Origin of the sequence: Orrella marina (assembly GCF_003058465.1) — a bacterium.
GTDB classification, from domain to species: domain Bacteria; phylum Pseudomonadota; class Gammaproteobacteria; order Burkholderiales; family Burkholderiaceae_B; genus Algicoccus; species Algicoccus marinus.
Window position 1 is genome coordinate 3,632,982 of record NZ_CP028901.1, and the last position, 22,833, is coordinate 3,655,814.

Genomic DNA, 22,833 nt, shown 5'->3' on the forward strand with positions numbered 1-22,833 from the left:
GATGGAGTCTGTGTCACCCGTGTTCATGCGGGGTACGATGCATTGTCTGACCAGTTTGGATGTAAAGCTCTGGCCTTTGGGGAAGCGAGCATACCAACCATGCCACGGTGACGATTACAAGTCCTGTTCAGAAGCGTGTTGTGCGGGTGACGGACCACCGTGCAGAAAACGCGCCAATCAGCGAAGCACAGAACAGGTAAACAAGCAGTAACGGCCCCGAGGGCATCTGCAGGACAAAAAATGCGTCATAGGTCCGGGCCAGCCCACCGATAGCACTGTTTAGTGGCCCCAGAAACATCTGCGTCCAAAGCATAGCGACCAGGGTCGCAAGTGCGCATGTAAACGCCCCCTGATACAGAAAAGGACGTCTGACAAAGCCCTCCGTGGCGCCGACCAGCCTGGCAACCGCAATCTCGTCACGTTGGGAAAGTGCCTGCATGCGCACGGTATTGAATACTGCTGTCAGCACCACCAGGGCAACGATGAGTGTGATGAGCAAGAGTCCGATACGACCGAGTCGCAGCAGGGCTTCAAGCCGTTGTACCCAGATACTGTCGAGCTGCACCAGCGCGACGTTATCCCAGGTTCGCCATTGTCTGGCCAGTCCATCAGCGATCTGGGTGAGGTTGTCATCGGTTTTGAGGTGCACGACGATCGCGTCAGGCAAAGGATTTTCACCGAGAGCTTCAAGCGCCTGATGCCAGGCTTCATTGCGCTGCAGGTCCTGGATGGCTGCGTTCTTGTCTACAAGCACTACGCTTTCAATTGCTGGATCCTGTGCCTTGAGGATTCGCTCATTGACTTCTTCAGCCTGTTCACTGGTTGCATCCGGCTCCATGTAGACAGTCAATGCGGGTGTTGCCGAGATCTCCTTGCTTAGCGGCTGCACTGAGACCAGGACAGATGCACCAAGTAAGGGAAGCGCCAGGACCAGTGAAAGAACCGCCAGGTTCGACAGGAAAGAAAATGGCTGAATCGCAAGGCGTCTGAGCGTGACTGCCAAGGCGTAGCGGTGATGTTCGAGCCAGCGTCTCATGATGCTCTCCGAACAGGAAAATCCCTCAGTCGGCCAGGTTCGATCACGAGTACCCGATGTGCAAATTCTGCCATGAGGTCCTCGTCATGGGTGGCCACGAGTGTTGTGACGCCGACCTGGTTGAAGTCCTTGAAGACTGTCATCACTTTGCGCGCTGTTTCACGATCCAGGTTGGCTGTCGGTTCATCCGCAATCAGGAGTGCAGGGCGGTTGACGATTGCTCGGGCAATGGCAAGACGCTGTTGCTCGCCGCCAGATAGCGCGAGTGGGTTGGCACGCTCTTTCTCAGACAAGCCTACCTTCTGAAGTGCTGCCCTGGCGCGGCTTGCCGCTGTCGCATGGGGATGGCCGGCGACGGCCAGAGGAAGCATCACATTGTCGATCGCGCTGCGGTCATACAGCAGATGGGTGTCCTGCAGGATGACGCCCACCGCGCGTCTGAGGTAGGGTGTCGCTCGCGGTGTCAACTGGTCCAGTCGCTGGCCATTGACCTCGATTCTTCCCTTGCTTGGCGGTTCGAGTCCTGCGACAAGTTTGAGAAGAGTTGACTTGCCCGCGCCGGATGGCCCCGCGACGAATACGAATTCACCGGGTCCGACTCTGAACGTGACGTCCTGCAGGACCGGATGTTCCGAAGAATAGGACTTGAATACGTGGGCGAACTCGATCATCTTGATTCTTTGGATTGTGTCATTTTGAGGTGGGTCAACACTAACATTTCCCGACCATTTTCCAAGCTGGTCTGAATATTGCTTACGTTGCTATGTGCAGGTTTGACAACGGATCGATGAGGGAAATCCTTAAAGGGAATACCCCCATGCGCTGTAGATAAACCTGAGGATACTATCTTAGTGCGTTGGGGTCGTCTCTGGTCGATCCCCAGACTTAGGCAGGTTCATTTAACGTCGGAGATCAATATGAAAGGATTGAAACTCGCTGCCGTAACTGCTGCGATGGTGGCCGTGACCGGTGTGGCTCAAGCAGGCCCCACATTTGACGCAGTCAAGGAAAAGGGATTTGTCCAGTGTGGAGTCTCGACCGGAATCCCGGGGTTTTCTAACCCGGACAGTCAGGGCAAATGGACGGGAATCGACGTGGATACGTGCCGTGCGATCGCAGCGGCCATGTTCGGTGATGCAGAGAAGTTCAAAGTGACACCCTTGACGCCCGTGCAGCGATTTACTGCATTGCAGTCGGGTGAGGTGGATGTGCTGACCCGTAATACCACTCAGACACTCACGCGTGACACCACGCTGGGCCTGACTGGAACGGGCGTGAATTTCTATGATGGTCAGGGCATCATGGTCAAGAAGGAAATTGGTGTCAAAAGTGCCAAGGAACTGGACGGCGCAACTGTTTGTGTGCAGCCAGGCACCACCACCGAGCTTAATCTGGCGGACTGGTTCCGTGGTAATAAACTCGAATTCCAGCCGGTAGTGGTAGAGAAGCTTGACGAAGTGATTCGCGCCTTCGTGGCGGGACGTTGTGATGCTTTCACGACTGACAAATCGCAGCTGGCAGCTGTTCGTACAACCTTCACCAATCCTGACAACTACCTCATCTTGCCGGAAGACTTCTCCAAGGAGCCACTCGGCCCCATGGTGCGTCAGGGCGACGAAGCCTGGTTCAATGTGGTTCGCTGGTCACTGAATGCGATGATCGAGGCCGAGGAATATGGCATCAACTCGAAGAATGTCAACGAGATGCTCAAGAGCAACGACCCGAACGTTCAGCGTATTCTGGGTGTGACCCCGGGCATGGGCAAGAACCTCGGCGTTGGTAACGAGTGGGCCATGAATATCGTTTCCCAAGTGGGTAACTACGGCGAGATTTTCGAGCGGAACGTTGGGCAGGAAAGCCCGTTGAAACTCGAAAGAGGCCTGAACGCTACCTGGCGTGATGGTGGTCTCATGTACGGCTGGCCTATCCGTTAAGGCTGACTTGGTGTCGCCGACTGAGGTCGGCGATACATACCGAACTTCATTCAACCGATAAACCCGGAGCCTGTCACAACGGCAGGCTCCAGTCAGACGGTGCCCATGAGTCAGACCGTATCCCCCGAAAGCCGGGTTCTAGCCGGAAGATCTGGAACGATCCAAAGTTCCGGTCTGTCATCTATCAGATCCTTGCCATCCTGTTTGTTGCCGGTGGTATCTGGTACCTGGTTTCGAACACCCTGCACAATCTTTCCGCGCGCAATATCGCGACGGGTTTTGACTTTCTGACGCGCGAAGCAGGTTTTGCCATCGGTGAAGGCATCATCGACTACACCCCGGCAGACACATACTCGACTGCGCTTACGGTTGGGCTGCTCAATACGTTACGCGCAGCGGTCATTGGTATCTTTCTCGCCACCATTCTTGGCACCATCATTGGTATTGCCCGACTTTCAAGCAACTGGCTCATCTCCAAACTGGCGAGTGTGTACGTTGAAGTCATGCGTAACATCCCGCTGCTGCTGCAACTGTTCTTCTGGTACGCAATCATCTCTGAAAGTTTCCCCGGTCCCAGGCAGGCGTACAACCCGATTCCCGGTGTCTTTCTCTCGAACCGAGGGTTGAAAATGCCCACGCTCGAAGGTGCTGGCGTGACATGGATACTCGGGGGCCTGTTTCTTGCGATCGTGCTCACGCTCGTCCTGGCGAACTGGGCCAGGCGCAGGCAGGAGCGTACCGGGGAGATCTTTCCTGTTCTTAAACCTGCTCTTGTGCTGTTTATCGCCTGTCCGCTGGTGGCCTGGTTTATCAGCGGGGCTGATCTCGCGCTCAATGTGCCCGAGTTGAAAGGCTTCAACTTTCGCGGAGGAATGACGATCACGCCGGAGTTTGCAGCGCTTCTTCTCGGATTGGTGATCTACACGGCGGCATTTATCGCCGAGGTTGTGCGCTCAGGCATCCAGTCCGTGGGCAAAGGGCAGTGGGAAGCATCCAGCGCTCTGGGTCTAAAGCGTGGTTTGATCCTGAGACTGGTGGTGTTGCCCCAGGCATTGCGGGTCATCATTCCCCCCATGACTAGCCAGTACCTGAACCTCACCAAGAACAGTTCTCTGGCTGTTGCGATCGGGTATCCAGACATCGTTTCAGTCGTCAACACGACACTCAACCAGACAGGTCAGGCAATTGAAGGCATCATGATCATCATGGCGGCCTATCTGACGGTCAGTCTATCCATTTCGGTATTCATGAACTGGTACAACAAGCGTATCGCGCTGGTGGAGCGGTGACCATGACAACATCATCGAACACCACAGAGCAGGAACGTCCTCCTATCATCAAGGCCAGGCCCCTGGTGTGGATGCGGGAGCAACTGTTCAATTCACCGACCAACTCCCTTCTGACTGTGCTGTCGGTCTGGCTGCTTCTGATGGCCATACCAGCCCTGTTTGACTGGGCTTTCATGCAGGCGAAGTTTTCAGCGCAGAGCGGTCAGGAGTGTCGGCAAGTCGAAGGAGCCTGCTGGGCTTTTATTGGTGAGAAGCATCGTCTGATCCTGTTTGGTACTTATCCGTACGCTGAACAGTGGCGACCTTTGCTGGCAGTTGTTGCTCTGGTGGCCTTGCTACTTCTGAGTACATGGCGAAAGCTCTGGAACATTTGGCTTTTGCTAGTCTGGGTCGTCGGCATGACCATTGTGGGCGTGCTTATGTGGGGTGGAGTTCTAGGGCTTACTTACGTAGAGAACAGCCTGTGGGGTGGATTGCCAGTCACACTCATCCTTGCCACATTCGGTATTGCCCTGGCATTTCCGTTCGGTGTTGTTCTGGCGCTCGGACGTCGCTCCAACATGCCGGCAATCAAAACGCTCTGTGTGACGTACATCGAGCTGATTCGAGGCGTTCCACTGATCAGTCTGCTGTTCATGTCATCGGTGATGTTGCCGCTGTTCCTGCCCGAAGGCATGACGATCGACAAATTGCTCAGGGCGCTCATCGCAATTGTCATGTTTGCTGCTGCCTATGTAGCCGAGACCGTGAGAGGCGGGTTGCAGGCTATTCCAAAGGGGCAGTATGAAGGTGCTGACTCGCTGGGCTTGACCTACTGGCAGCAAATGAGGCTCATCATCCTGCCGCAGGCACTCAAGATCGTGATTCCGCCACTAGTGAGCATCTTTATCGCGATGTTCAAGGACACTTCGCTCGTTGTGATCATTGGCATCTTTGATCTGACGCTCGCTGCGAAGGCTGCTCTGACCGATCCAGCCTGGCAGGGATTTGGAGTGGAGGTCTACATCTTCATTTCGGCCATTTATTTTGTGTTCTGTTACTCGATGTCCAAGTACAGTCAGGCGCTCGAGCGCCGCCTGTCCACGGGACATGAACGTTAGAAACCGGAGAGAATCTGCATGGCTGAGGCCCTCATCCAGATGCACAATGTCAACAAGTGGTATGGCAAGTTCCACGTGTTGAAGAACATCAATCTTGAAGTCGCTCAAGGGGAGCGGATCGTGATCTGCGGGCCTTCCGGCTCCGGCAAGTCAACGTTGATCCGGTGTCTGAACCGGCTGGAAGAGCACCAGAAAGGAGAAATCATCATTGATGGAACCGAGCTGACCAGCGATGTCAAAGACGTCGAGCTCATCCGTCGAGAGGTGGGTATGGTCTTTCAGCACTTTAATCTCTTTCCGCATCTGACTGTCCTGGAGAATCTGACCCTGGGCCCGATCTGGGTACTCAAGACTCCCAAAACGCAGGCTGAGCAGGAGGCGATGAAATACCTGGAACGTGTGCGTATTCCAGAACAGGCCAACAAGTATCCTGGTCAGTTATCAGGTGGACAGCAACAGCGGGTGGCCATTGCACGGTCACTCTGTATGAACCCCAAGATCATGTTGTTTGATGAGCCAACATCGGCACTGGATCCTGAAATGGTCAAGGAGGTGCTGGACGTCATGGTCGAACTTGCGGAACAGACTGGCATGACTATGTTGTGTGTGACACACGAAATGGGGTTTGCGAGGAAAGTGGCCAACCGGGTGATCTTCATGGATCAGGGCGAGATCATCGAACAGAATGAGCCAGACAAGTTCTTTGATGACCCGCAGAGCGAGAGAACCAAGCTGTTCCTGAGCCAGATTCTCCATTGATTCAATCAGCATCCCCGGATGCTGATTGCCGACAGTCATCCTCAGTGTCAGAATTGATCCTATAACAATCTGAACATTGGGGAATGGCGAGTGATCACGGCGAAGGTGCGAGAGCAGGATTATGGGACAGTGCTTTTTTCTGGAGCACACCAGATCGAGTCGGATCTGAAAGTAGAGAAGGGTGGTCAAGGCCAGGCAATGGGGCCTCATGATCTGCTTGAGGCTGCGATGGCGGCTTGTATGAGCATCACCTTGCGCATGGCTGGAAACAAGCACAACATAGCGATCGGTGACACCACTGTGAAGGTCAGTCTTGACCGGTCAAACGAAGCGGTGGCAAAGTTTTGTTATGCGATTGAGTTTGATGATGTGGTGCCGCAAGACCAGCGTGACCGGTTGACCGAAATCCTGGCGAGGTGCCCGGTTAGCAAGACGATTTCGCGCGAGATCGTGATGGAGGCTGTGTCGCCGTCAGTCATGGGATCGTGATTAAAAGTAACGCTGTGAGCAAGAAGCTTGAACTTTTGATAGTCTCTTCTGTCATATAAGCTGTACAATAATTGTTCTTTAAGTAATTCTGGGGCCGATCCGGATTCGACGTGGGTCGCGAAACAGAGCAGGGCATGCCGAGCACCAGTTCGCTCGTAAATCCACTGGAAAACCAATAAACGCCAACGACGAGCGTTTCGCTCTGGCCGCTTAAGCGGTGAGCCGCTGCACTGATTTGTCTTTGGGTCAGGTGGGGAAACCCACAGCAGCGTCATTTACAAAGAATCGGAATTCGCTGGGTCACACAGTGCATTCTTAAAACGATGTGAATCGCCAAGGTCCGGCCTGTCGGTTGGCTAAGTCCAAGGTTAAATCAAAAATTAATCGACTACGCATGTAGAACTGCCTGCAGAGGGCTTGCGGACGGGGGTTCAATTCCCCCGGCTCCACCAAGTCATAGAATCCCAACCATTATCGGTTGGGATTTTTTTTCGGCTCTTTTAAAAAACGAGTGGGTTAGGCGGCATGTTCGTTGACGTTTGCAAAGTTGAGTTTGCCAGCCAGCATGAACACGACGGTCCGGATGGTTTCGAAGTTTCCGTAACCACGGGCCTTGCGTTTGGCAGCCTGAAACAACCCGTTGATGGCCTCCAGAAATCCGTTGGTCTGACGGGTTCTGGCCCAGGCCACGATCCCTTCAAGATGTGATCGGATCATTCTGGCCACGGCTTTCATCGGCTCGATCTTTGATCGCATGACATTGACTGTCCATTGCCAAAGCATTGCCCGCACGACATGGATCTGCTTGCGATCGAGAATCTCGCGCAATTGCTCCTTGTAGAGCCATGCTCGAGAGGTACGCTTGGTGGCCACCTGTGCGACAAGCGCATCGAGGTCGGCCTTTGCCTCTGGCTTGAGCGAGTCACGATCCCTGAGCAACTTCCATCGCAGCCCTTTGAGCGAAGGGTCACTGCGCTGTTCGATGCGACGCATTTTGTCGACCGCCGCACTGGCGTGTGCAATGACGTGAAACTTGTCAAAGGTGATCGTGGCATTGGGCAGGTTGACCAGCACACCCTTGATAAAGGCCGGTGACATGTCAATCGAGATCGACTCGACAGCCAGCGGGTCGCCACCATGCGCCTTGAAGTCTTCGGCAAAGGACTTGATCGTGTCAGCACCCCGGCCTTGTGTGACAAAGAGCACTCGACGCTCAAACGCATCGGCAATCAGCGTGATGTATTCATGGCCGCGGGCACGCGAGGTCTCGTCTGCGGCCAGTCGTTTAACCTCAGAGAAGTCCGCCTGTGCGAGGGCCAGTTCAACATAACGTTTGCAGATCGCATTCACACGGTGCCAGCTCGAGTTCACAAGGCGGGCCACCGCTGCAAAGGGCATCTCCCGGCAAAGGGACATGACCAGCGCTTCAAACAGCAACGTGAACCCCTTGAGCTTGCCAGCCCAGGGAGGATCGATCTGCCGAACCTTGCCATCGGGCGTTCGAACGCGTGGCACCCGGACTTCGAGGTAGCACTCGTGCTGAAAGAAATTCAGATGCCGGTAGCGTTTGGGAACCGTATCGTGAACCGGATGCTCAGCTTCAACACCCGGTACAGCAAAGCGTGTGCCCGCAGCAAAATCAATTTTGATGGTCAATACCTTGCAGGCCGAATCGAAATCGACTGCCTTGACGTGCCATGGATGAGAGATACCCAGTGCGGATTCGAAAATTGATGCGTGCATAACTGACTACCTTGAAACACTAACCAATACAGATCTGAAAGATACGAGGGACAAATCGCTCAAAGGTTTGACATGGCTGGATGGGTCGCTACGCTGCATCCAGCCATGTCACCAGCGTGGCACTGGTTCGCAGGCATCAAGGGTTCACTTCGTCAGGCAAAACCTGCCCTTGACCCCTGCGAATCAGATCTTCAAATCTACAACGAACCCACTCAAAATTCAAAAGAGGCCACCAATGCAGAACCCTGGCGTCACCGCATCTCGAAGAATCTCTCTGCAGTGAGCTTTCATGAGGTTCTGTGGAAGTATGGGGGGCTCTGCCTGAAATCCAGGCAAGACAGGGGGAGTCATGCGCAGAAACCCCACATGAAGTTTCACAGCAGTAGCGTCACTTGAGTTGCTACACACGCGTCATGTGCTGATTGCCCAGGTATGGTTGTACAAATGAAAAGGGGAGTTCCTTGCGCAAGCACCTCTTTTACATATTTGTGTGGCTAAGTATGGCTTTCTTCTGTCCGGCGGTCTTGACCGGATCGCGCATGCAGACCATCTCAGTCATCGGGTGGAGCCTCCTGGGCGACCTGCGAGATCACCGAGTACAGGTTATGCACCGAGTTCAGCTTCTGCGGGTGGATCTTCTCCTTGACCTCGTGCACGGTGATGCTCAGTTCTTCTGCACGTATCGCTCGCCCGGCAGGCACACTTCAGTCGTGGTATTCAGATACAGCAGTCGCCCATCCGGTCAGGCAGGACAGACCTAGTTACTAACCGGTGCAAACAAAGACAAGATTTCGTCTTCACTCATGTCCATCGTGTTGGCTGTGTCAGGATCAAATACCGAGTCCATCAATGCCTGTTTACGGGCTTGCATCTCGGCGATTCGGGTCTCGACAGTGCCTTCTGCTATCAGTCGATGAACAAACACTGGCTTGTCTTGACCAATACGATGGACGCGGTCCATGGCTTGTCGCTCAATGGCGGGATTCCACCATGGGTCATACAGGATCACAGTGTCCGCGGCGGTGAGATTCAGACCTACGCCACCGGCTTTCAGGCTGATGAGAAAAATCGAGGCCTTGCCAGCCTGAAACGCATCGACAAGCTCTCCACGCTTCTGTGTCTGTCCTGTCAGTATCAGGTAGCTCCAGCCACTGGCTTTGATATCAGCTTCGATCAGGTTCAGCATTTCCACGAATTGAGAGAACACCAGTACCCGCCTGCCTTCAGCAACCAGGGATTCAAGCATTTCCATCAGTCTGGCGCGCTTGGCACTTGTCGTGATCGACGCCGCACTGGCCAGCTTCACAAGCTGTGGATCACAGCAAGCCTGGCGTAGTTTTAACAGTGCATCCAGGACCGTGATTCTGCTGCTGGCAAGTCCCTTTTGAGCGAGCGCCTGCCGTACACGCTCATGCATGGTGCTGCGAACTGTCTCGTACAAGGCGCGTTGCGAACCTGTCAGTTGCACGGATTCCGTCATTTCAGTACGCGGGGGCAGGTCCGTGACAACTTGATCCTTTGTTCGGCGCATGAGAAAGGGGGAGATGCGCTTTGACAGAGCCGCCTGGCGCATCAGGTTTCTCTCTTTCTCAATCGGCTTGCGAAAACGCTCGCCAAACGACTTACGGTTGCCGAGCAACCCGGGAATCAGCCAGTCAAACAGGCACCATAACTCTTCCAGATTGTTTTCCATTGGCGTCCCGGTCAACGCCAGCCGGTTTCTGCTCGGTATTTGTCGAACCAGTTTGGCCACTTGCGATGCCGGGTTCTTGACGTGCTGGGCTTCATCCAGGATCACGGTGTCATAGTCTTGCGCAAACAGTATGTCGTTGTCCCTGTGCAGCAATGGATAGGTTGTGATGATGAGATCGTGTTGTGTGATCTGGTTGAAGTACTGCTTTCTATCGGGTCCATGTAGTGCCAGGACTGACATGTCAGGTACGAAGCGTGCAGCTTCGCGGGTCCAGTTACTCACCAGAGATGTGGGCACGACCAGCAGACAAGGGAGATCCTGAGTCCGCGAGCTATCCGTTTCAAGGGTAGTCGCACTCTGATCGACTGACTGAAGGAGACCCTGTTTGGAACCTCGTCTTCTGGCTGTCAGGAAAGCCAGCGTCTGCACGGTTTTTCCGAGGCCCATGTCATCGGCCAGAATGCCACCAAATCCCGTGTCAGACAGTGCCTGCATCCAGGCCATCCCAGTCTTCTGATAGGGACGCAGGTCGCCTTTGAAATTTGGGGGAGGGTCGGGGAGTTCAGTCGGGCTGGTGCTGCGACTTGCCAGATCACGCAACCTGGCGCCCAGGGTCAGCAGCTCCTGTCCGCAGGTAAACGGGATGTTGCAACCAGCCAGTGCTTGTGCCAGGTCGCTGATGGTGCCCGCTTGCGCAGCATGCATCTGCTGGTTCAAGTCCCGAATGAATCGTAAAGCCGGTATCAGAGGTTCAATCGGGAACCTGGTATATCGTCCATCCTTCAGTCGAGCGACGAATCGCTTGCCGGCAAGGGCTTTGAGGAGCGCCTGTTCATTTTCCAGTATGTCCTCGGAAATCGATTCAACCAGATCGACAAGCACCGGCAAAAGATCAAACTCCTGTCCTTCGACTTCGTAATTCAATCCTACAGAGAACCAGGAACCTTCTTGTTGTTGAATGCCACCACTGATTTGTGGTGTGCCCTCGTACACCTGACATGGCCATGTGGGGTCTATAGTCACCTGCCAGCCCTGCGCTTTGAGTGCCGGCACGACATCCTCCACGAAGTCCAGCGCCTGGTGCCCTCCTCCCTCGGAGGATAAAGGGTTTGCACTGTCAAACGGCCAGAGCACCAGGTCCTGCGGTTTGAAGTCGGCCAAGTCTATCAGTCCGTTGTACCAGTCGACCGGGTAGAACTCGCAATCCTTTGCCCGCTCGACCAGTGAGGCCAGAAACCTGTCCTCACTTTCATGCTGGCGCTCAATGATCAGCAGCTGCCCGTCGACCATATGCTGGATGATGGGATCTGACCTCTCGGCTGCGACACGGTGGCCATCGTATTCAAACGCCAGGCGAAGCACGGGTGCAATTTCATCGGGTTGCCATGGAGGCGAGTAAATCCGAAACAAGCCTGCGTCCAGCGATCTTGCCTTGATCGTACCAAGCGTCAGAACGGGCACCGGTGTGATATCAGTGATCCACTTCTGTGCCACTGATTTCGGTCGTGGCAAATCTATCCTGGCCTGTGCCATGGCCGCGAGCATCTGATCTGCCTGGCTTGCAGGCACGGGCGGTGCACTTGCCAGCCACTTGACATGGTGCGCAGGATGATCAGTCTGCAGTATCCCGCAGCTGCCAGTCTCTGTATCCAGATACCAGGCTGGAACCAATGGCAATGGCCTGAGCCACTCACTGCGAGCCAGTCGCTCGGTGCTTCCGGTGCTGGCGTCACTTTCGGCGGTGTCGGCCTTTACCATCAGCTGCTGCGTTTCGCCGAGTTCACGCCAGACGAATTGACCCTTGCGCGGGGAGTCCGCGTGTAACGGCAGGCCGTACTCATCGCCCCAATAGGCGCGGCCAGTATCCAGAACCAGCCTGAAAAGCGTTTGTCCCTCTTCATCGTCCGAGACAATGCATGCTTTGCCTATCCAGTCCCGGCGTAACAAACTCAGTAACCGAAAAATCCTCAGATCGACCGGAAGAATGAACTTGGGCGGGCTCTCTTGATTGATGTTTCGGAACTCATAGTGAGTCGCTCTGCGGGCTCCTATGCTGCCATTCTTGCGTACTGCCACTTTCATAGGGAGAATGGTGACGCAATCCTGTTCATGGCTGATGACGTACCAGATCCGGTCTTTGACCGTTGAAGGGTATTGGTTGGGGGCGGTTGCTAGCGGCGCGTTTCGAAGACTGTTTGACTGCTGGCTCTCGTATTGGGTGAGCCATGACGTGAGTGCTTTGTCGAGCGCTGGTGCCTGGGGCGTACTGGGGGTATTGGCTGCTGCGCCACTCTGTGACCGAGTGGCCGCTGAGTGCTTGCCGGCTGATACTGAACCGGGCGACTTCCAATTGAGGAGCGGTGCCTGCTGACGGGACGGGTTCCGGTGTGCCGACTCCCCAGTGACCCTGAATAGGGCACCTGCTTCATCCGCCACCAGAATTGCGGCTGCGACATGTTTGCAGTTAAAACCAACCGGGCAAGAACAATAGCCTGACAGGTCAGACAGCATACCTTTTGCTGACCAGGTGAACTCGATCACTTGTCGATAGGTCGAATTGCCACGAACGATGGCCGTCATGGTTTTGCCGTCTGGCGCGAGGTCCCAGGACTTGACGCGCCCAGCACGGGCATAGGACTTGCCCCGAGTCAGTGACATGGGGTCTATGACGACTTTTAGCATTCCTTCAACGAGTGTGGACATACAGGCGCTTGGGTATCTGAGTGTTTCCGGAGTGACGAGCGCTGTCTGTCAGACAGGTCGATCGACAGGTTTTGTAAGGTGGGTCGGGTGGGTCAGGCGGCTGGATCACCAGGTTGAGTGAGCAGTATAGAAGACTAGCCGCCAATGCAGCCACGCATGGGCGGGAGCGGCCGCTCTCCATGTGCTCGACCCAGGAGCCCACTTTGTGGGTACGGTCCAGTCTGAAATACGTGCTGGCTTTACCGAAGAGCAGGCAGGCATCTTTTCTGGCGCGTCTCGATCAGGTGCGTCATCGCTATCACAATATTGGCTGGGGCGTTGACGAGGACTTCGACGAGATCTGGTCTGCAGCGGGATTGCCGCTCGGAAGGTGATGTGAGGCAAGCAGTCAGTTCACTACACTAACCTCTGATGTCCGGGCGAGGATTATTACCCCCTCGAAACCGGTCGCGTGAGTTATTCTGCTCTTCAGGTTTGCTTGATTCTTGGCGTGCGTATTTCACTCTGACTGTGGTGGCCCGCGCGTACGAGATTGCGCCTTCGTCCGGTTGCTCCCTTCGCTTTGCGGATTTCGTGAGTTTTGTGTGGGGAACGTAAAGTGCATACGCTGAGTCTGCCTTGTTGAGACCCTGTGCGTTTGTAGCGGACACTTGCCAGGTACCGGTGTGCTGGTGGTTTGAAGTCATCGGTTCGACATACAACCAGGAGACATGACAGATGAAACTTTCAAAGTTCCCGCGTGTGCGTATCACCCATGGCCCGACTCCGCTTGAGCCGATGAAGCGCCTGACCGAAGCGTTAGGTGGGCCGAATCTCTGGATCAAACGGGACGACTGCACCGGGCTTGCCAGTGGTGGAAACAAGACACGCAAACTTGAGTACCTGATGGCCGATGCGCAGCAAAAGGGTGCCGATACCATCATCACGCAGGGTGCGACTCAGTCCAACCACGCTCGTCAGACCGCGGCGATTGCTGCAAAGATGGGCATGCGTTGTGACATCATCCTTGAAGACCGGACCGGTTACACGGTCGAGGATTACAAGCACTCAGGCAATGTGTTTCTTGACCATCTTTATGGCGCCCACGTATCTGAGGTGTCGGCTGATACCGACATGAACGCGGCGATGGCCACGCTGGCCGAAGAGCTGGGTAACAAAGGTTTAAAGCCCTATGTCATTCCGGGTGGCGGTTCCAATGCGATCGGCGCGCTAGGTTATGTGACCTGCGCGCTCGAGTTGATGGATCAGGCCAACAACATGGGGCTGGCGATCGACAGCCTGGTGCATGCCACCGGCAGTGCGGGCACCCAGGCGGGCCTGGTCACAGGACTTTACGGTTCGAGATCACAGATCCCGGTTTACGGAGTCGGTGTGCGAGCTCCCAAAGAAGCGCAGGAAGCACGGGTGTTCGAGCTCGCACAGCAAACGTGCGAGCTGCTGGGTTTGCCGAATGCGATCGAACGAGAGAACGTGTTCGCCAACTGCGATTACATCGGTGAGGGATACGGCAAGCCCACACCTGGCATGATTGAAGCGGTCACCATGCTGGCACGCCTGGAGGGCATTCTGCTCGATCCGGTCTACTCCGGCAAAGGCATGGCCGGTTTGATCGATCTATGTCGCAAAGGACATTTCAAAAAGGGTCAGAACGTCGTCTTCCTTCATACGGGCGGATCGGTTGGACTGTTCGGGTACATGCATGCATTCACTGGACTGGAGCCCGTTTAGGAGCAGGTCGGCAGTTTGCCGGGCAAGCATGGATGCTGGTTTCACATGTTCTGGATGCAGGCAGTGAAGCCACACGCCAGAAAACTGTCCGGCAACAGCGACCCGCAGCGAGTGCAAGTTCGAGGTGATGACGAGCAGGAGAACCGGAGGGTGAGATGATCGGGGTGATTGGTGGGATGGGGCCGCTTGCCACGGCAGATTTTGTGCAGAAGGTGGTGATGCTCACCGCGGCCGAACATGACGAGGAGCATGTGCCGCTGCTGATCAGTAACGACCCTCGCATTCCCGGGCGACCCGCTGCCATACTGGCTGCAGGGGAGTCACCCGTACCCAGACTGATTGACATCCGGGATCGTCTGATCGGTGCAGGAGCGACTGCACTGGTGATGCCCTGCAACACGGCGCACTACTGGCACGGCGCATTGACCGAGGGTTGCGCGTTGCCATTTCCCTCAATCATTGACGTGACGTGTGACCATGTCATCGCTGAAACGGTCGATGGTGATCCGGTCGCGTTGATTGCAACGCAGGCTACGCTGGCAAGCGGATTGTTCCAGACGCAGCTAGAGCAGCGCCACCGTCGAGTCGTTTTGCCGTCAGAAGACGTAGTCAAACGGTACATGCTCCCGTCGATTGCCTTGGTGAAGGCTGGAAGAGTTGCTGAGTCTGCCCAGATGATGAAGGTCACCATCGAGCATCTTCTGAGCCAGGGCGCCAGGAAAGTGATTCTTGCCTGTACTGAAGCGCCTATTGCGGTAGCGGGTCTGTCGGGTGAGTTCGACCAGCATTGTGTCGACTCGACCGAGGCGCTTGCGCGTGCAACGATCCAGCTTTGGGAGCAGATCCGTGATCGCGCCTGATCCGTGGGTTTGCATGACAGTTGATGCGATTGATGTGGCTGACGGTCCTGTATCCTGAGACAGGGCTGTGCGAGTAGCAACACACCTGAGTCGACAGCACTTCGGGTTGGTGCTCGAGTGTCAACACTTTTCGGAGAATGTCCATGAGCTTCATCATCAGTTTGATCATTGGCGGTATTGTGGGCTGGGTTGCCAGCAAGATCATGAGTACGGACGCCCAGATGGGGATCATCGCCAATGTTCTGATCGGCATAGGGGGTTCGGCCCTCGGGTTCTGGGTGGCGGGGCTGCTTGGTGTCTCGGCAGCAGGCGGGATCGGACGGTTTCTGGTGTCGGTCGCCGGGGCTGTTTTGCTGATTTTCATTCTCGGCAAGCTCGGAATCTTTAGAAGATGATGGTCCCTGTCTGAGCAGACAGGGCGGCGGGGTGGAGTGTTTCCCTGCATGGGCCTATCCGTCGAGCGTGCGTAGCAGACGTTCTGAAACCGGCTCGGATAAGGTCGACCGCTGCCTGCTCAGTGTGGATGTGAGCCTTGTGATGCTATCGTCACGCGGGGAGAATCCTGTCTCCTCGCAAATCACCCGTTACAATCCGTTCTGATGCCTCATTGCGCTCGGGTTTATGAGAAACCTGTTGTCGTGACAATCCCTTAGCAGCCAGTTTTTGCGATCAATGAGTCGCGATGCGCTTGCTTGCCCGCGGCAACTTCGCCCGCCCCTTTCAAAGTCTGCGTGATCGACATGACCGCCTATACCGACGTTTCTTTTTTTCCACGAAATGCCAAACCGCTGAGCAGCTACCGAAAGTACTGGGCCGAGCGGTTCGGTGTGGCGCCATTCCTGCCCATGAGTCGGGAAGAGATGAACCAGCTCGGCTGGGACAGTTGTGACATCATCGTCGTGACGGGCGATGCGTACGTCGATCACCCGAGTTTCGGGATGGCGGTCATCGGTCGCATGCTGGAAAACCAGGGGTTTCGCGTCGGCATCATTGCGCAGCCTGACTGGCAGAGTGCAGACCCCTTCAAAGTGCTGGGCAAGCCCAACTTGTTCTTCGGGGTGACAGCTGGCAACATGGACTCGATGATCAACCGCTATACGGCTGATCGCAAGATGCGTAGCGATGATGCGTACACACCCGGTGATGTCGGTGGCAAGCGTCCCGACCGGGCGGCGATCGTTTACACCCAGCGCTGCAAGGAAGCGTTCAAGGACGTTCCTGTCGTGCTGGGCGGGATTGAAGGGTCGTTGCGCCGGATTGCACACTACGATTACTGGTCTGACAAGGTGCGTCGCTCAATCGTGGTCGACAGCAAGTGCGATCTTCTGCTCTATGGCAACGCCGAACGTGCCGTGGTCGAGATTGCACATCGTCTCGCGGCAAAGGAACCGATCCATCAGATTACAGACGTTCGGGGTACTGCTTTTGCGCGACGTGAAACGCCTGAGGGCTGGTTCGAAATCAATTCCACGAGCGTCGACACCCCGGGGCGTGTCGAAGCCCATGTCAATCCGTACCTTATGATCAGCGAGCAGGCGCTTGAGCAGGGTCAGAGTTGCGCAAGAGAAGATGAGGCGCGTGCAGTTGCTGATGCAGCCAATGCCGAGAATGCGGTGAAGCCGCCTGGTCTGACATCCGAGTCACCACTTGTGTTTCAGCGCAACCCTTCGTTGAAGGGTCTGGGTGGCAACGGCAAGTTCAGAGTCCCGCCCCGAGACCGCAGCGTGATACGCCTGCCATCTTATGAACAGGTCAAGTCGGATGCAGTTTTATACGCGCATGCCAATCGCGTGTTGCACCTGGAAACCAACCCTGGCAACGCGCGCGCCATCGTGCAGGCTCACGGCACCGGCCGTACTGCCCGGGATGTCTGGATCAATCCACCGCCGATTCCTCTGACAACGCCAGAAATGGATCTTGTGTTTGACCTCCCGTACGCTCGCAGTCCTCATCCGGTGTATGCCGACCAGAACGGTAGTCATGACGGTGAGACCAAGATTCCGGCATGGGAGATGATCCGCTTTAGCGTCAATATCATGCGAGGCTGCTTCGGGGGGTGTACGTTCTGTTCCATCACCGAGCACGAAGGCCGTATCATCCAGAGCCGCAGCGAAGACTCGATCATCCGCGAGATCGAAGACATACGTGACCGGGTGCCCGGTTTCACTGGTGTCATATCGGACCTGGGTGGACCGACCGCGAACATGTACCGTATTGGATGCAAGAGTCCGGAGATCGAGTCAGCCTGTCGCAAGCCAAGCTGCGTGTATCCCGATATCTGCCAGAACCTGAACACGGATCACAGCTCGCTGATTCACATGTATCAGCGCGCGCGCGGACTCAAGGGGGTCAAGAAGATTCTCATCAGTTCCGGGTTACGTTACGACCTGGCGGTGAAGTCGCCCGACTATGTGCGAGAGCTCGTTACCCATCATGTGGGTGGATACTTGAAAATTGCACCCGAGCATACCGAGATGGGGCCGCTGTCCAAGATGATGAAGCCGGGCATTGGCAGCTACGACAAATTCAAACAGTTGTTTGACAAGTTCAGTGCGCAGGCTGGTAAAAAGCAGTTTCTGGTTCCGTATTTCATCGCAGCCCACCCGGGAACAAGCGATGAGGACATGATGAATCTTGCAATGTGGCTCAAGCGAAACGGCTTTCGGGCTGATCAGGTGCAGACCTTTTATCCTAGTCCCATGGCAACCGCCACGGCGATGTACCACTCCGGACGCAATCCGCTCGGCAAGGTCACGCGTGAAAGCGAGAAAGTGGACATCGTTCGCGGGGACCGCCGCAGACGTCTGCACAAAGCCTTCTTGCGATATCACGATCCCAATAACTGGCCATTGCTGCGAGATGCGCTCAAGGCAATGGGACGCGCTGACTTGATCGGCAATGGCAAGAAACACCTGGTGCCATTTCATCAGCCCAGAACGGATGGCGGCTATCAGGCGGCGCGTCGTAAGAACAGTACGGGCGCGAAGGCTGCGCAGACGATGCGTTCTGTCAGACCCACCGTCGGTTCAGGGGTCAGGCAGGGGCGACTGTTGACCCAGCATACAGGACTGCCGCCCCGAAAGAGGTAAGTCGAAGATTAGTCAAACCTGCGGAGCCGGTTTGACTTGTCAGGTTCCCCGTTTTTCAGGACCGGCCGCTCCATCAGGCAGGAAGGAACCTGCTTCTCGGCAGGGACAGCCGGTTCCTTGTTCGCCAGATTCTTCCTGTGAGACAGGGTGCGTTCCTTAGCTGCAAGCATCAGGGTGATGTAACGCAGGAACCATTTTATTGTGACGCTGTTTGTCTGCCGTACCTGTTGTCACAGTACGTTACCAAGATGCCCCCACAAAGAGTCGACAGCACGGGACAATGGTCCAGACTGACTGACTACAACAAAGGGGTGCAGCATGCGACAGTTTCGTTACGCCACCAGCCAGATTCTCGTTCACTGGTTCTCGGCGTTAGCCATTGTTTTTCTTCTGATCACCGGCACATTCATACTCGCGGAATTGCCCAATACCCCGGAAAAAGTCGGAAACTTGCGCATTCACATGCTGATCGGTGGATTCGCCGGGCTTCTGGTTCTGTGGCGTTTCTGGCTACGTGGTCGCCATCCAGTTCCACCCCCCGTCATCGGTCACAAGCTTGCCCGGATCGTTCGCATGGCGATGAATCTGGGGATTTTGTTGCTGGTCATCAGTGGGACGGTGCTCGCGTTTCAGAGCGGTGCCTTCGAAGCAGTGTTCGGTTCAGGTTCTTTGCCGGCAGATTTCATGGAATTCCTGCCACGCAAGGTGCACGGCATCCTCACAAAAGTGGTCATGGGCCTGGTTGCGCTGCATGTTGCGGGAGCCTTGTATCATCAGTTCTTTCTGAGAGACCGACTGATGGCTCACATGGGGATTGGCAAGTAGCCATAGATCGGTGAAACAGTGACACTTTGGGTGCCGATATGAGTGACCATCCGGAACACATCCTGATCGTTGATGACGACCGAGAAATACGCCGGCTACTGCAAGAATATTTGACGCAGTCCGGTTATCGGGTCACGGATGTGGGTGAGGGGCGGGCCATGCGCAAGGCGCTCGATGAGTATCAGATCGATCTGGTCGTGCTGGACCTCATGCTGCCTGGTGAGGACGGGTTGTCGCTTTGCCGGACATTGCGCATTCGTTCAAACATTCCTGTGCTCATGCTGACCGCCCGTGGCTCGGAAGTCGATCGCATCGTGGGCCTTGAGATGGGGGCGGACGACTATCTTGCCAAGCCATTCAGTCCACGCGAACTACTGGCCAGAATTCGCAGTGTGCTCAGGCGTGCAAAATCACTACCGCTTCAGTCAGTTGACCCGGATGTCAGTGCGTACCGGTTCGGAGGATGGTCGCTAGATGTGGTCACACGCAATATGACGGCTGCCGATGGCCTGGTCGTCCCACTGTCAGGTGCTGAGTTCCGTCTGTTGCGGGTATTCCTTGAACATCCAAATGTTGTCCTGTCCCGGGATCAGTTGCTCGAACTGGTTTCTGGCCGAGAGAGTATGCCATTTGATCGCAGTGTTGATGTGCTCATTGGTCGCTTGCGCAGACGACTCAATGATGCAGGCAAGGAGCCCGCCTTGATCAAGACCATACGGGGTCAGGGGTACGTGTTGGCGACACGGGTCGAGTCTGAATGAGAGCCTGGTTGCCGCGCTCGCTGTACGGGCGCATCGTCTTGATACTCACGGCAGGGGTGATTGGGGCGCAGCTGATCGGGGCAAGTCTGCACCTGTCGGAGCGGTTCAGCCTGATCAGTCAGACGATGACGTCAGAGTTTGCACAACAGATCGCTGCTGTCTACCGGACGATCAATTCTCAGCCTGAAGTTGTCCGGCCAGGCCTGGTGTCAGCGTTATCCCGATCCAGAATGGTGCTGGCACTCCAGCCATCTGAAGCCGCTGGTGCGGATACCGGGCATGCCAGTCCCGACCAGGAGATTTCGAGTGGGCGCGACTCGCTGGTTTTCCGGTTCTCCGATGAACTCGAGCGTGCAATGGGTCGAGACGTCAAGTGGCGCCTTCTGCATGTTCCTGCGATGGGGGATCTCAGATTCGTGGTTGAACTCGAACTCTCGGACGGTCAACTGCTGCAAGTGACCGGTGCGCCGCCCGAAGAAGTGCTGGGCCAGCCCTGGCATCTGCTGATGGGATTGGTCGCCATGCTGCTGGTGATCATTTTGCTGGTGATGATTGTCGCTCGCAACACCGTCAAGCCACTGACCAGGCTGGCACAGGCTGCACATGGCGTGGCTCAGGACCTCAGGCATCCTCAGCTGGACGTGAGTGGTCCGAGCGAGGTACAGGAAGCTGCACGTGCTTTTAACACCATGCAAAAGCGCATTCGTGATGGCATCGAGGAGCGCGAGCGATTCCTCGCAGCTGTGTCTCATGACCTTAAAACCCCGGTGACGCGTCTGCGTTTGCGTGCCGAGATGCTCCCGGACAACAATCTGCGCGTTGATATCGAGCGCGATGTCAACGAGATGCAGAGCCTGATCGACGATACGCTCGACTTTCTGCGAGGACGCTCGGTCGATGAACCGCTACAGATGGTTGATCTTGTCGCGTTGATTGAAAGCGTTGCAGATGATTTCAGCTACGACGAACAAGTGACGGTGGACGTGCCAGATCAGATGCGCTTTCGGGGCAGACCCATCGCACTGCAGCGAGCTTTGCGTAACCTGGTCGACAACGCAATCAAGTATGGCAACTGCGCTCACGTCAGTTTGCGTCAGCAGGGGCAGGACATCATGATTTCTGTCGATGATCAGGGGCAGGGCATTGCGGTCGATAAAATTGAAGCAGTGTTCGATCCTTTTTTCCGGTTGGAGGAGTCACGCTCGCGCGAGACGGGCGGTTCCGGACTTGGTCTGGCGATTGTCCGGCTGGTGGCACAAAGTCACGGTGGCAGCGTGCAATTGTTCAACCGGCCTGAAGGTGGATTGCGTGCCATGATGGTGCTTCCGATACGCTGAGCGTCAGCCACCCATTGCCAGATAAAGCGCAACGCTGTCAGTCAGACGTTGAGCCTGCGCTGAAACGTATTGAATCCTGATCCGCTGCGCTTGTTGCTGAATGACCAGTAATTCCAGGCTGCTGGCTGCGCCCAGCTCGAACTGCCGCTCGGTCGAACGCATGGATCCCCGGGCAGCTGCATCGGCCGAGGCGATTGCAGCAAGCGCCTGAGCGTCGTTCTCGATGGCACGAAGGCTGTCAGCCACTTCCCGTAGAGACTGCAACACAACATTCTGATAATTTGCGGCAGCGGCATCAAACGCGGCCAGCGCTGCGCGGCTTTCAGCCGGTAGCCCGGCATTAAAAACCGGTTGGGCAAGCTGTGCTAGCAGCGCCCAGACCGCAGAGCCTGGACCGAACAGTGCACCAGTCGACAGTGCCTGGGTGCCGGTGCTGGCACTGATGGTGAGTTGCGGGTACAGGCGGGCAAGCGCCACGCCGTATTCTGCGTTGGCAGCCTGCATCAGGGCAATCGACGATTGAATGTCAGGACGGCGCTTCACCAGCTCTGAGGGCACGACCAGCGGCAGCTCACCTGGCAGCTTGAAGTCTGACAATGTGAAGGTTGGCATGCTTGTGGTGCCTGGTGCCTGGCCTGCCAGCACTGCAAGCAAGTGGTCCGCTTGCTGAATCTGCTTTTGCAGAAAGGGGAGCTCTGCCCGGGTTTGCTGGGCCTGTGCCGTCAGGCTCAATGCCTCATCAGGTGATGCGTTGCCCAGACGGATGCGCTGGTAGGCCAGCCGTACCTGTTCGTTCTGAGCTTTCAGGATCTGCTCCGTGGCGGCGTACTGTGAGGCCAGTCTTGCACGGGTGATTGCTGTTGTGGCGATATTGCCGGCGAGCGTCAGTTGGGCAGCCTGAAGCTCATATGCACGCAGATCCACTCGTGCTGACAGGGCTTGAACCTGGCTACGGATACCCCCTGCGATGTCAAGGTTGTAGGACACTCCAACACTTGCGTTGTAAAGACTGAATTGCCGGCTATCTCCCTGCAAACCCTGACTGGCAGGGCTTGACTGCTGCCGTTGTGCGCCGAGCGAAGCTTGCACCTGGGGAAGTTGCATGGAGCCCGAGTAGGCTGCCAGCAGTTCCTGCGACTCACGCAATCTGGCCTGTGCACTCGCGAGGGTCGGGCTGTTGGTGAACGCACTTTCGATCAGGGTGCTAAGCTCGTCAGATTGAAACGTTCGCCACCATTGCGTCTGAACTGGCATACCCTGCACAATGGTCTGCGCCCGACCCAGCTCACCTGGCGCCGATACTGTTTGTGTGACCACCGCTCCAGTGGTGTACCGATGGATGTCCGGTCTGGCTGGTTTGACAAACTCCGGTCCAGCTGTACAACCTGCCAGACCAGTTATGACGAGACTTGCCGCAAGAAGGTTCAGACGATGTCGAAAGACATCTTTTGCGTTTTTATGATTCGGTGGTTCGCGTTTCATCGCTG

General features: G+C 55.8%; 19 protein-coding genes and 1 other RNA gene. 14 read left to right on the forward strand and 6 right to left on the reverse strand.

Features of this window, described 5'->3' with window-relative positions; genetic code table 11:
* Nucleotides 1-127: 127 nt before the first annotated feature.
* Nucleotides 128-1,036 carry a cell division protein FtsX gene (locus DBV39_RS16580; protein ID WP_108622488.1) on the reverse strand — a complete coding sequence of 303 codons (909 nt, stop codon included), beginning with the start codon at nucleotides 1,034-1,036 and terminating at the stop codon, nucleotides 128-130.
* The gene (gene ftsE, locus DBV39_RS16585) at nucleotides 1,033-1,707 is read right to left on the reverse strand and encodes a cell division ATP-binding protein FtsE (protein ID WP_108622489.1); all 675 of its coding nucleotides are present in this window, start codon (nucleotides 1,705-1,707) and stop codon (nucleotides 1,033-1,035) included. The genes DBV39_RS16580 and ftsE overlap by 4 nt, the downstream gene beginning before the upstream one ends.
* A 246-nt stretch (nucleotides 1,708-1,953) precedes the next feature.
* On the opposite strand from ftsE, the gene DBV39_RS16590 reads away from it, so the two are divergent.
* From DBV39_RS16590 to ssrA, 6 genes are all read left to right on the forward strand, one after another.
* Nucleotides 1,954-2,970: an amino acid ABC transporter substrate-binding protein gene (locus DBV39_RS16590; protein ID WP_108622490.1), complete on the forward strand. Its 1,017-nt coding sequence runs from the start codon at nucleotides 1,954-1,956 to the stop codon at nucleotides 2,968-2,970.
* Nucleotides 2,971-3,089: 119 nt separating this feature from the next.
* Nucleotides 3,090-4,259: an amino acid ABC transporter permease gene (locus DBV39_RS16595; RefSeq protein WP_108622491.1), complete on the forward strand. Its 1,170-nt coding sequence runs from the start codon at nucleotides 3,090-3,092 to the stop codon at nucleotides 4,257-4,259.
* 71 nt (nucleotides 4,260-4,330) lie between these two features.
* Nucleotides 4,331-5,359, forward strand: a complete 1,029-nt coding sequence (locus DBV39_RS16600; protein WP_227870938.1) for an amino acid ABC transporter permease — start codon at nucleotides 4,331-4,333, stop codon at nucleotides 5,357-5,359.
* Nucleotides 5,360-5,377: 18 nt separating this feature from the next.
* On the forward strand, nucleotides 5,378-6,118 hold the full coding sequence (locus DBV39_RS16605; protein ID WP_108622493.1) for an amino acid ABC transporter ATP-binding protein: 741 nt from the start codon (nucleotides 5,378-5,380) through the stop codon (nucleotides 6,116-6,118).
* A gap of 90 nt (nucleotides 6,119-6,208) precedes the next feature.
* A complete protein-coding gene (locus tag DBV39_RS16610) occupies nucleotides 6,209-6,607 on the forward strand; it encodes an OsmC family protein (protein WP_108622494.1) in 399 nt (132 codons plus the stop codon).
* 90 nt (nucleotides 6,608-6,697) lie between these two features.
* Nucleotides 6,698-7,059, forward strand: a transfer-messenger RNA (tmRNA) gene (gene ssrA, locus DBV39_RS16615).
* A 64-nt stretch (nucleotides 7,060-7,123) separates the two neighbouring features.
* Here ssrA and DBV39_RS16620 read toward each other — a convergent pair.
* The 3 genes from DBV39_RS16620 to DBV39_RS16630 all read right to left on the reverse strand — a co-directional run bounded on the left by DBV39_RS16620 (nucleotide 7,124) and on the right by DBV39_RS16630 (nucleotide 12,746).
* Complete coding sequence (locus DBV39_RS16620; RefSeq protein ID WP_108622495.1) at nucleotides 7,124-8,350, reverse strand: ISL3 family transposase; 1,227 nt, start codon at nucleotides 8,348-8,350, stop codon at nucleotides 7,124-7,126.
* 551 nt (nucleotides 8,351-8,901) lie between these two features.
* The gene (locus DBV39_RS19595; protein ID WP_159079009.1) at nucleotides 8,902-9,051 is read right to left on the reverse strand and encodes a hypothetical protein; all 150 of its coding nucleotides are present in this window, start codon (nucleotides 9,049-9,051) and stop codon (nucleotides 8,902-8,904) included.
* 56 nt (nucleotides 9,052-9,107) lie between these two features.
* Complete coding sequence (locus DBV39_RS16630; protein WP_108622497.1) at nucleotides 9,108-12,746, reverse strand: DEAD/DEAH box helicase; 3,639 nt, start codon at nucleotides 12,744-12,746, stop codon at nucleotides 9,108-9,110.
* Nucleotides 12,747-12,859: 113 nt separating this feature from the next.
* On the opposite strand from DBV39_RS16630, the gene DBV39_RS19600 reads away from it, so the two are divergent.
* The 8 genes from DBV39_RS19600 to DBV39_RS16665 all read left to right on the forward strand — a co-directional run bounded on the left by DBV39_RS19600 (nucleotide 12,860) and on the right by DBV39_RS16665 (nucleotide 21,346).
* Nucleotides 12,860-13,120 (forward strand): hypothetical protein, encoded by a 261-nt coding sequence (locus DBV39_RS19600; protein WP_159079010.1) that lies wholly within the window; start codon nucleotides 12,860-12,862, stop codon nucleotides 13,118-13,120.
* Between the two features lie 343 nt (nucleotides 13,121-13,463).
* Nucleotides 13,464-14,474, forward strand: a complete 1,011-nt coding sequence (gene cuyA / locus DBV39_RS16635) for a D-cysteate sulfo-lyase (RefSeq protein ID WP_108622498.1) — start codon at nucleotides 13,464-13,466, stop codon at nucleotides 14,472-14,474.
* Between the two features lie 155 nt (nucleotides 14,475-14,629).
* The gene (gene cuyB / locus DBV39_RS16640; RefSeq protein ID WP_108622499.1) at nucleotides 14,630-15,334 is read left to right on the forward strand and encodes a cysteate racemase; all 705 of its coding nucleotides are present in this window, start codon (nucleotides 14,630-14,632) and stop codon (nucleotides 15,332-15,334) included.
* Nucleotides 15,335-15,477: 143 nt separating this feature from the next.
* Nucleotides 15,478-15,729, forward strand: a complete 252-nt coding sequence (locus DBV39_RS16645) for a GlsB/YeaQ/YmgE family stress response membrane protein (RefSeq protein WP_108622500.1) — start codon at nucleotides 15,478-15,480, stop codon at nucleotides 15,727-15,729.
* A gap of 345 nt (nucleotides 15,730-16,074) precedes the next feature.
* Entirely contained in the window at nucleotides 16,075-18,423 is a 2,349-nt protein-coding gene (locus DBV39_RS16650; protein WP_108623338.1) for a YgiQ family radical SAM protein, read from the forward strand.
* A 318-nt stretch (nucleotides 18,424-18,741) separates the two neighbouring features.
* On the forward strand, nucleotides 18,742-19,248 hold the full coding sequence (locus DBV39_RS16655; protein WP_108622501.1) for a cytochrome b: 507 nt from the start codon (nucleotides 18,742-18,744) through the stop codon (nucleotides 19,246-19,248).
* A gap of 38 nt (nucleotides 19,249-19,286) precedes the next feature.
* Nucleotides 19,287-20,009 carry a response regulator gene (locus DBV39_RS16660; protein WP_108622502.1) on the forward strand — a complete coding sequence of 241 codons (723 nt, stop codon included), beginning with the start codon at nucleotides 19,287-19,289 and terminating at the stop codon, nucleotides 20,007-20,009.
* Nucleotides 20,006-21,346: an ATP-binding protein gene (locus DBV39_RS16665; RefSeq protein ID WP_108622503.1), complete on the forward strand. Its 1,341-nt coding sequence runs from the start codon at nucleotides 20,006-20,008 to the stop codon at nucleotides 21,344-21,346. The genes DBV39_RS16660 and DBV39_RS16665 overlap by 4 nt, the downstream gene beginning before the upstream one ends.
* 3 nt (nucleotides 21,347-21,349) lie before the next feature.
* Here the strand turns inward: DBV39_RS16665 and DBV39_RS16670 are convergent, their stop codons facing one another.
* Complete coding sequence (locus DBV39_RS16670) at nucleotides 21,350-22,828, reverse strand: efflux transporter outer membrane subunit (protein ID WP_108623339.1); 1,479 nt, start codon at nucleotides 22,826-22,828, stop codon at nucleotides 21,350-21,352.
* Nucleotides 22,829-22,833: the final 5 nt, after the last annotated feature.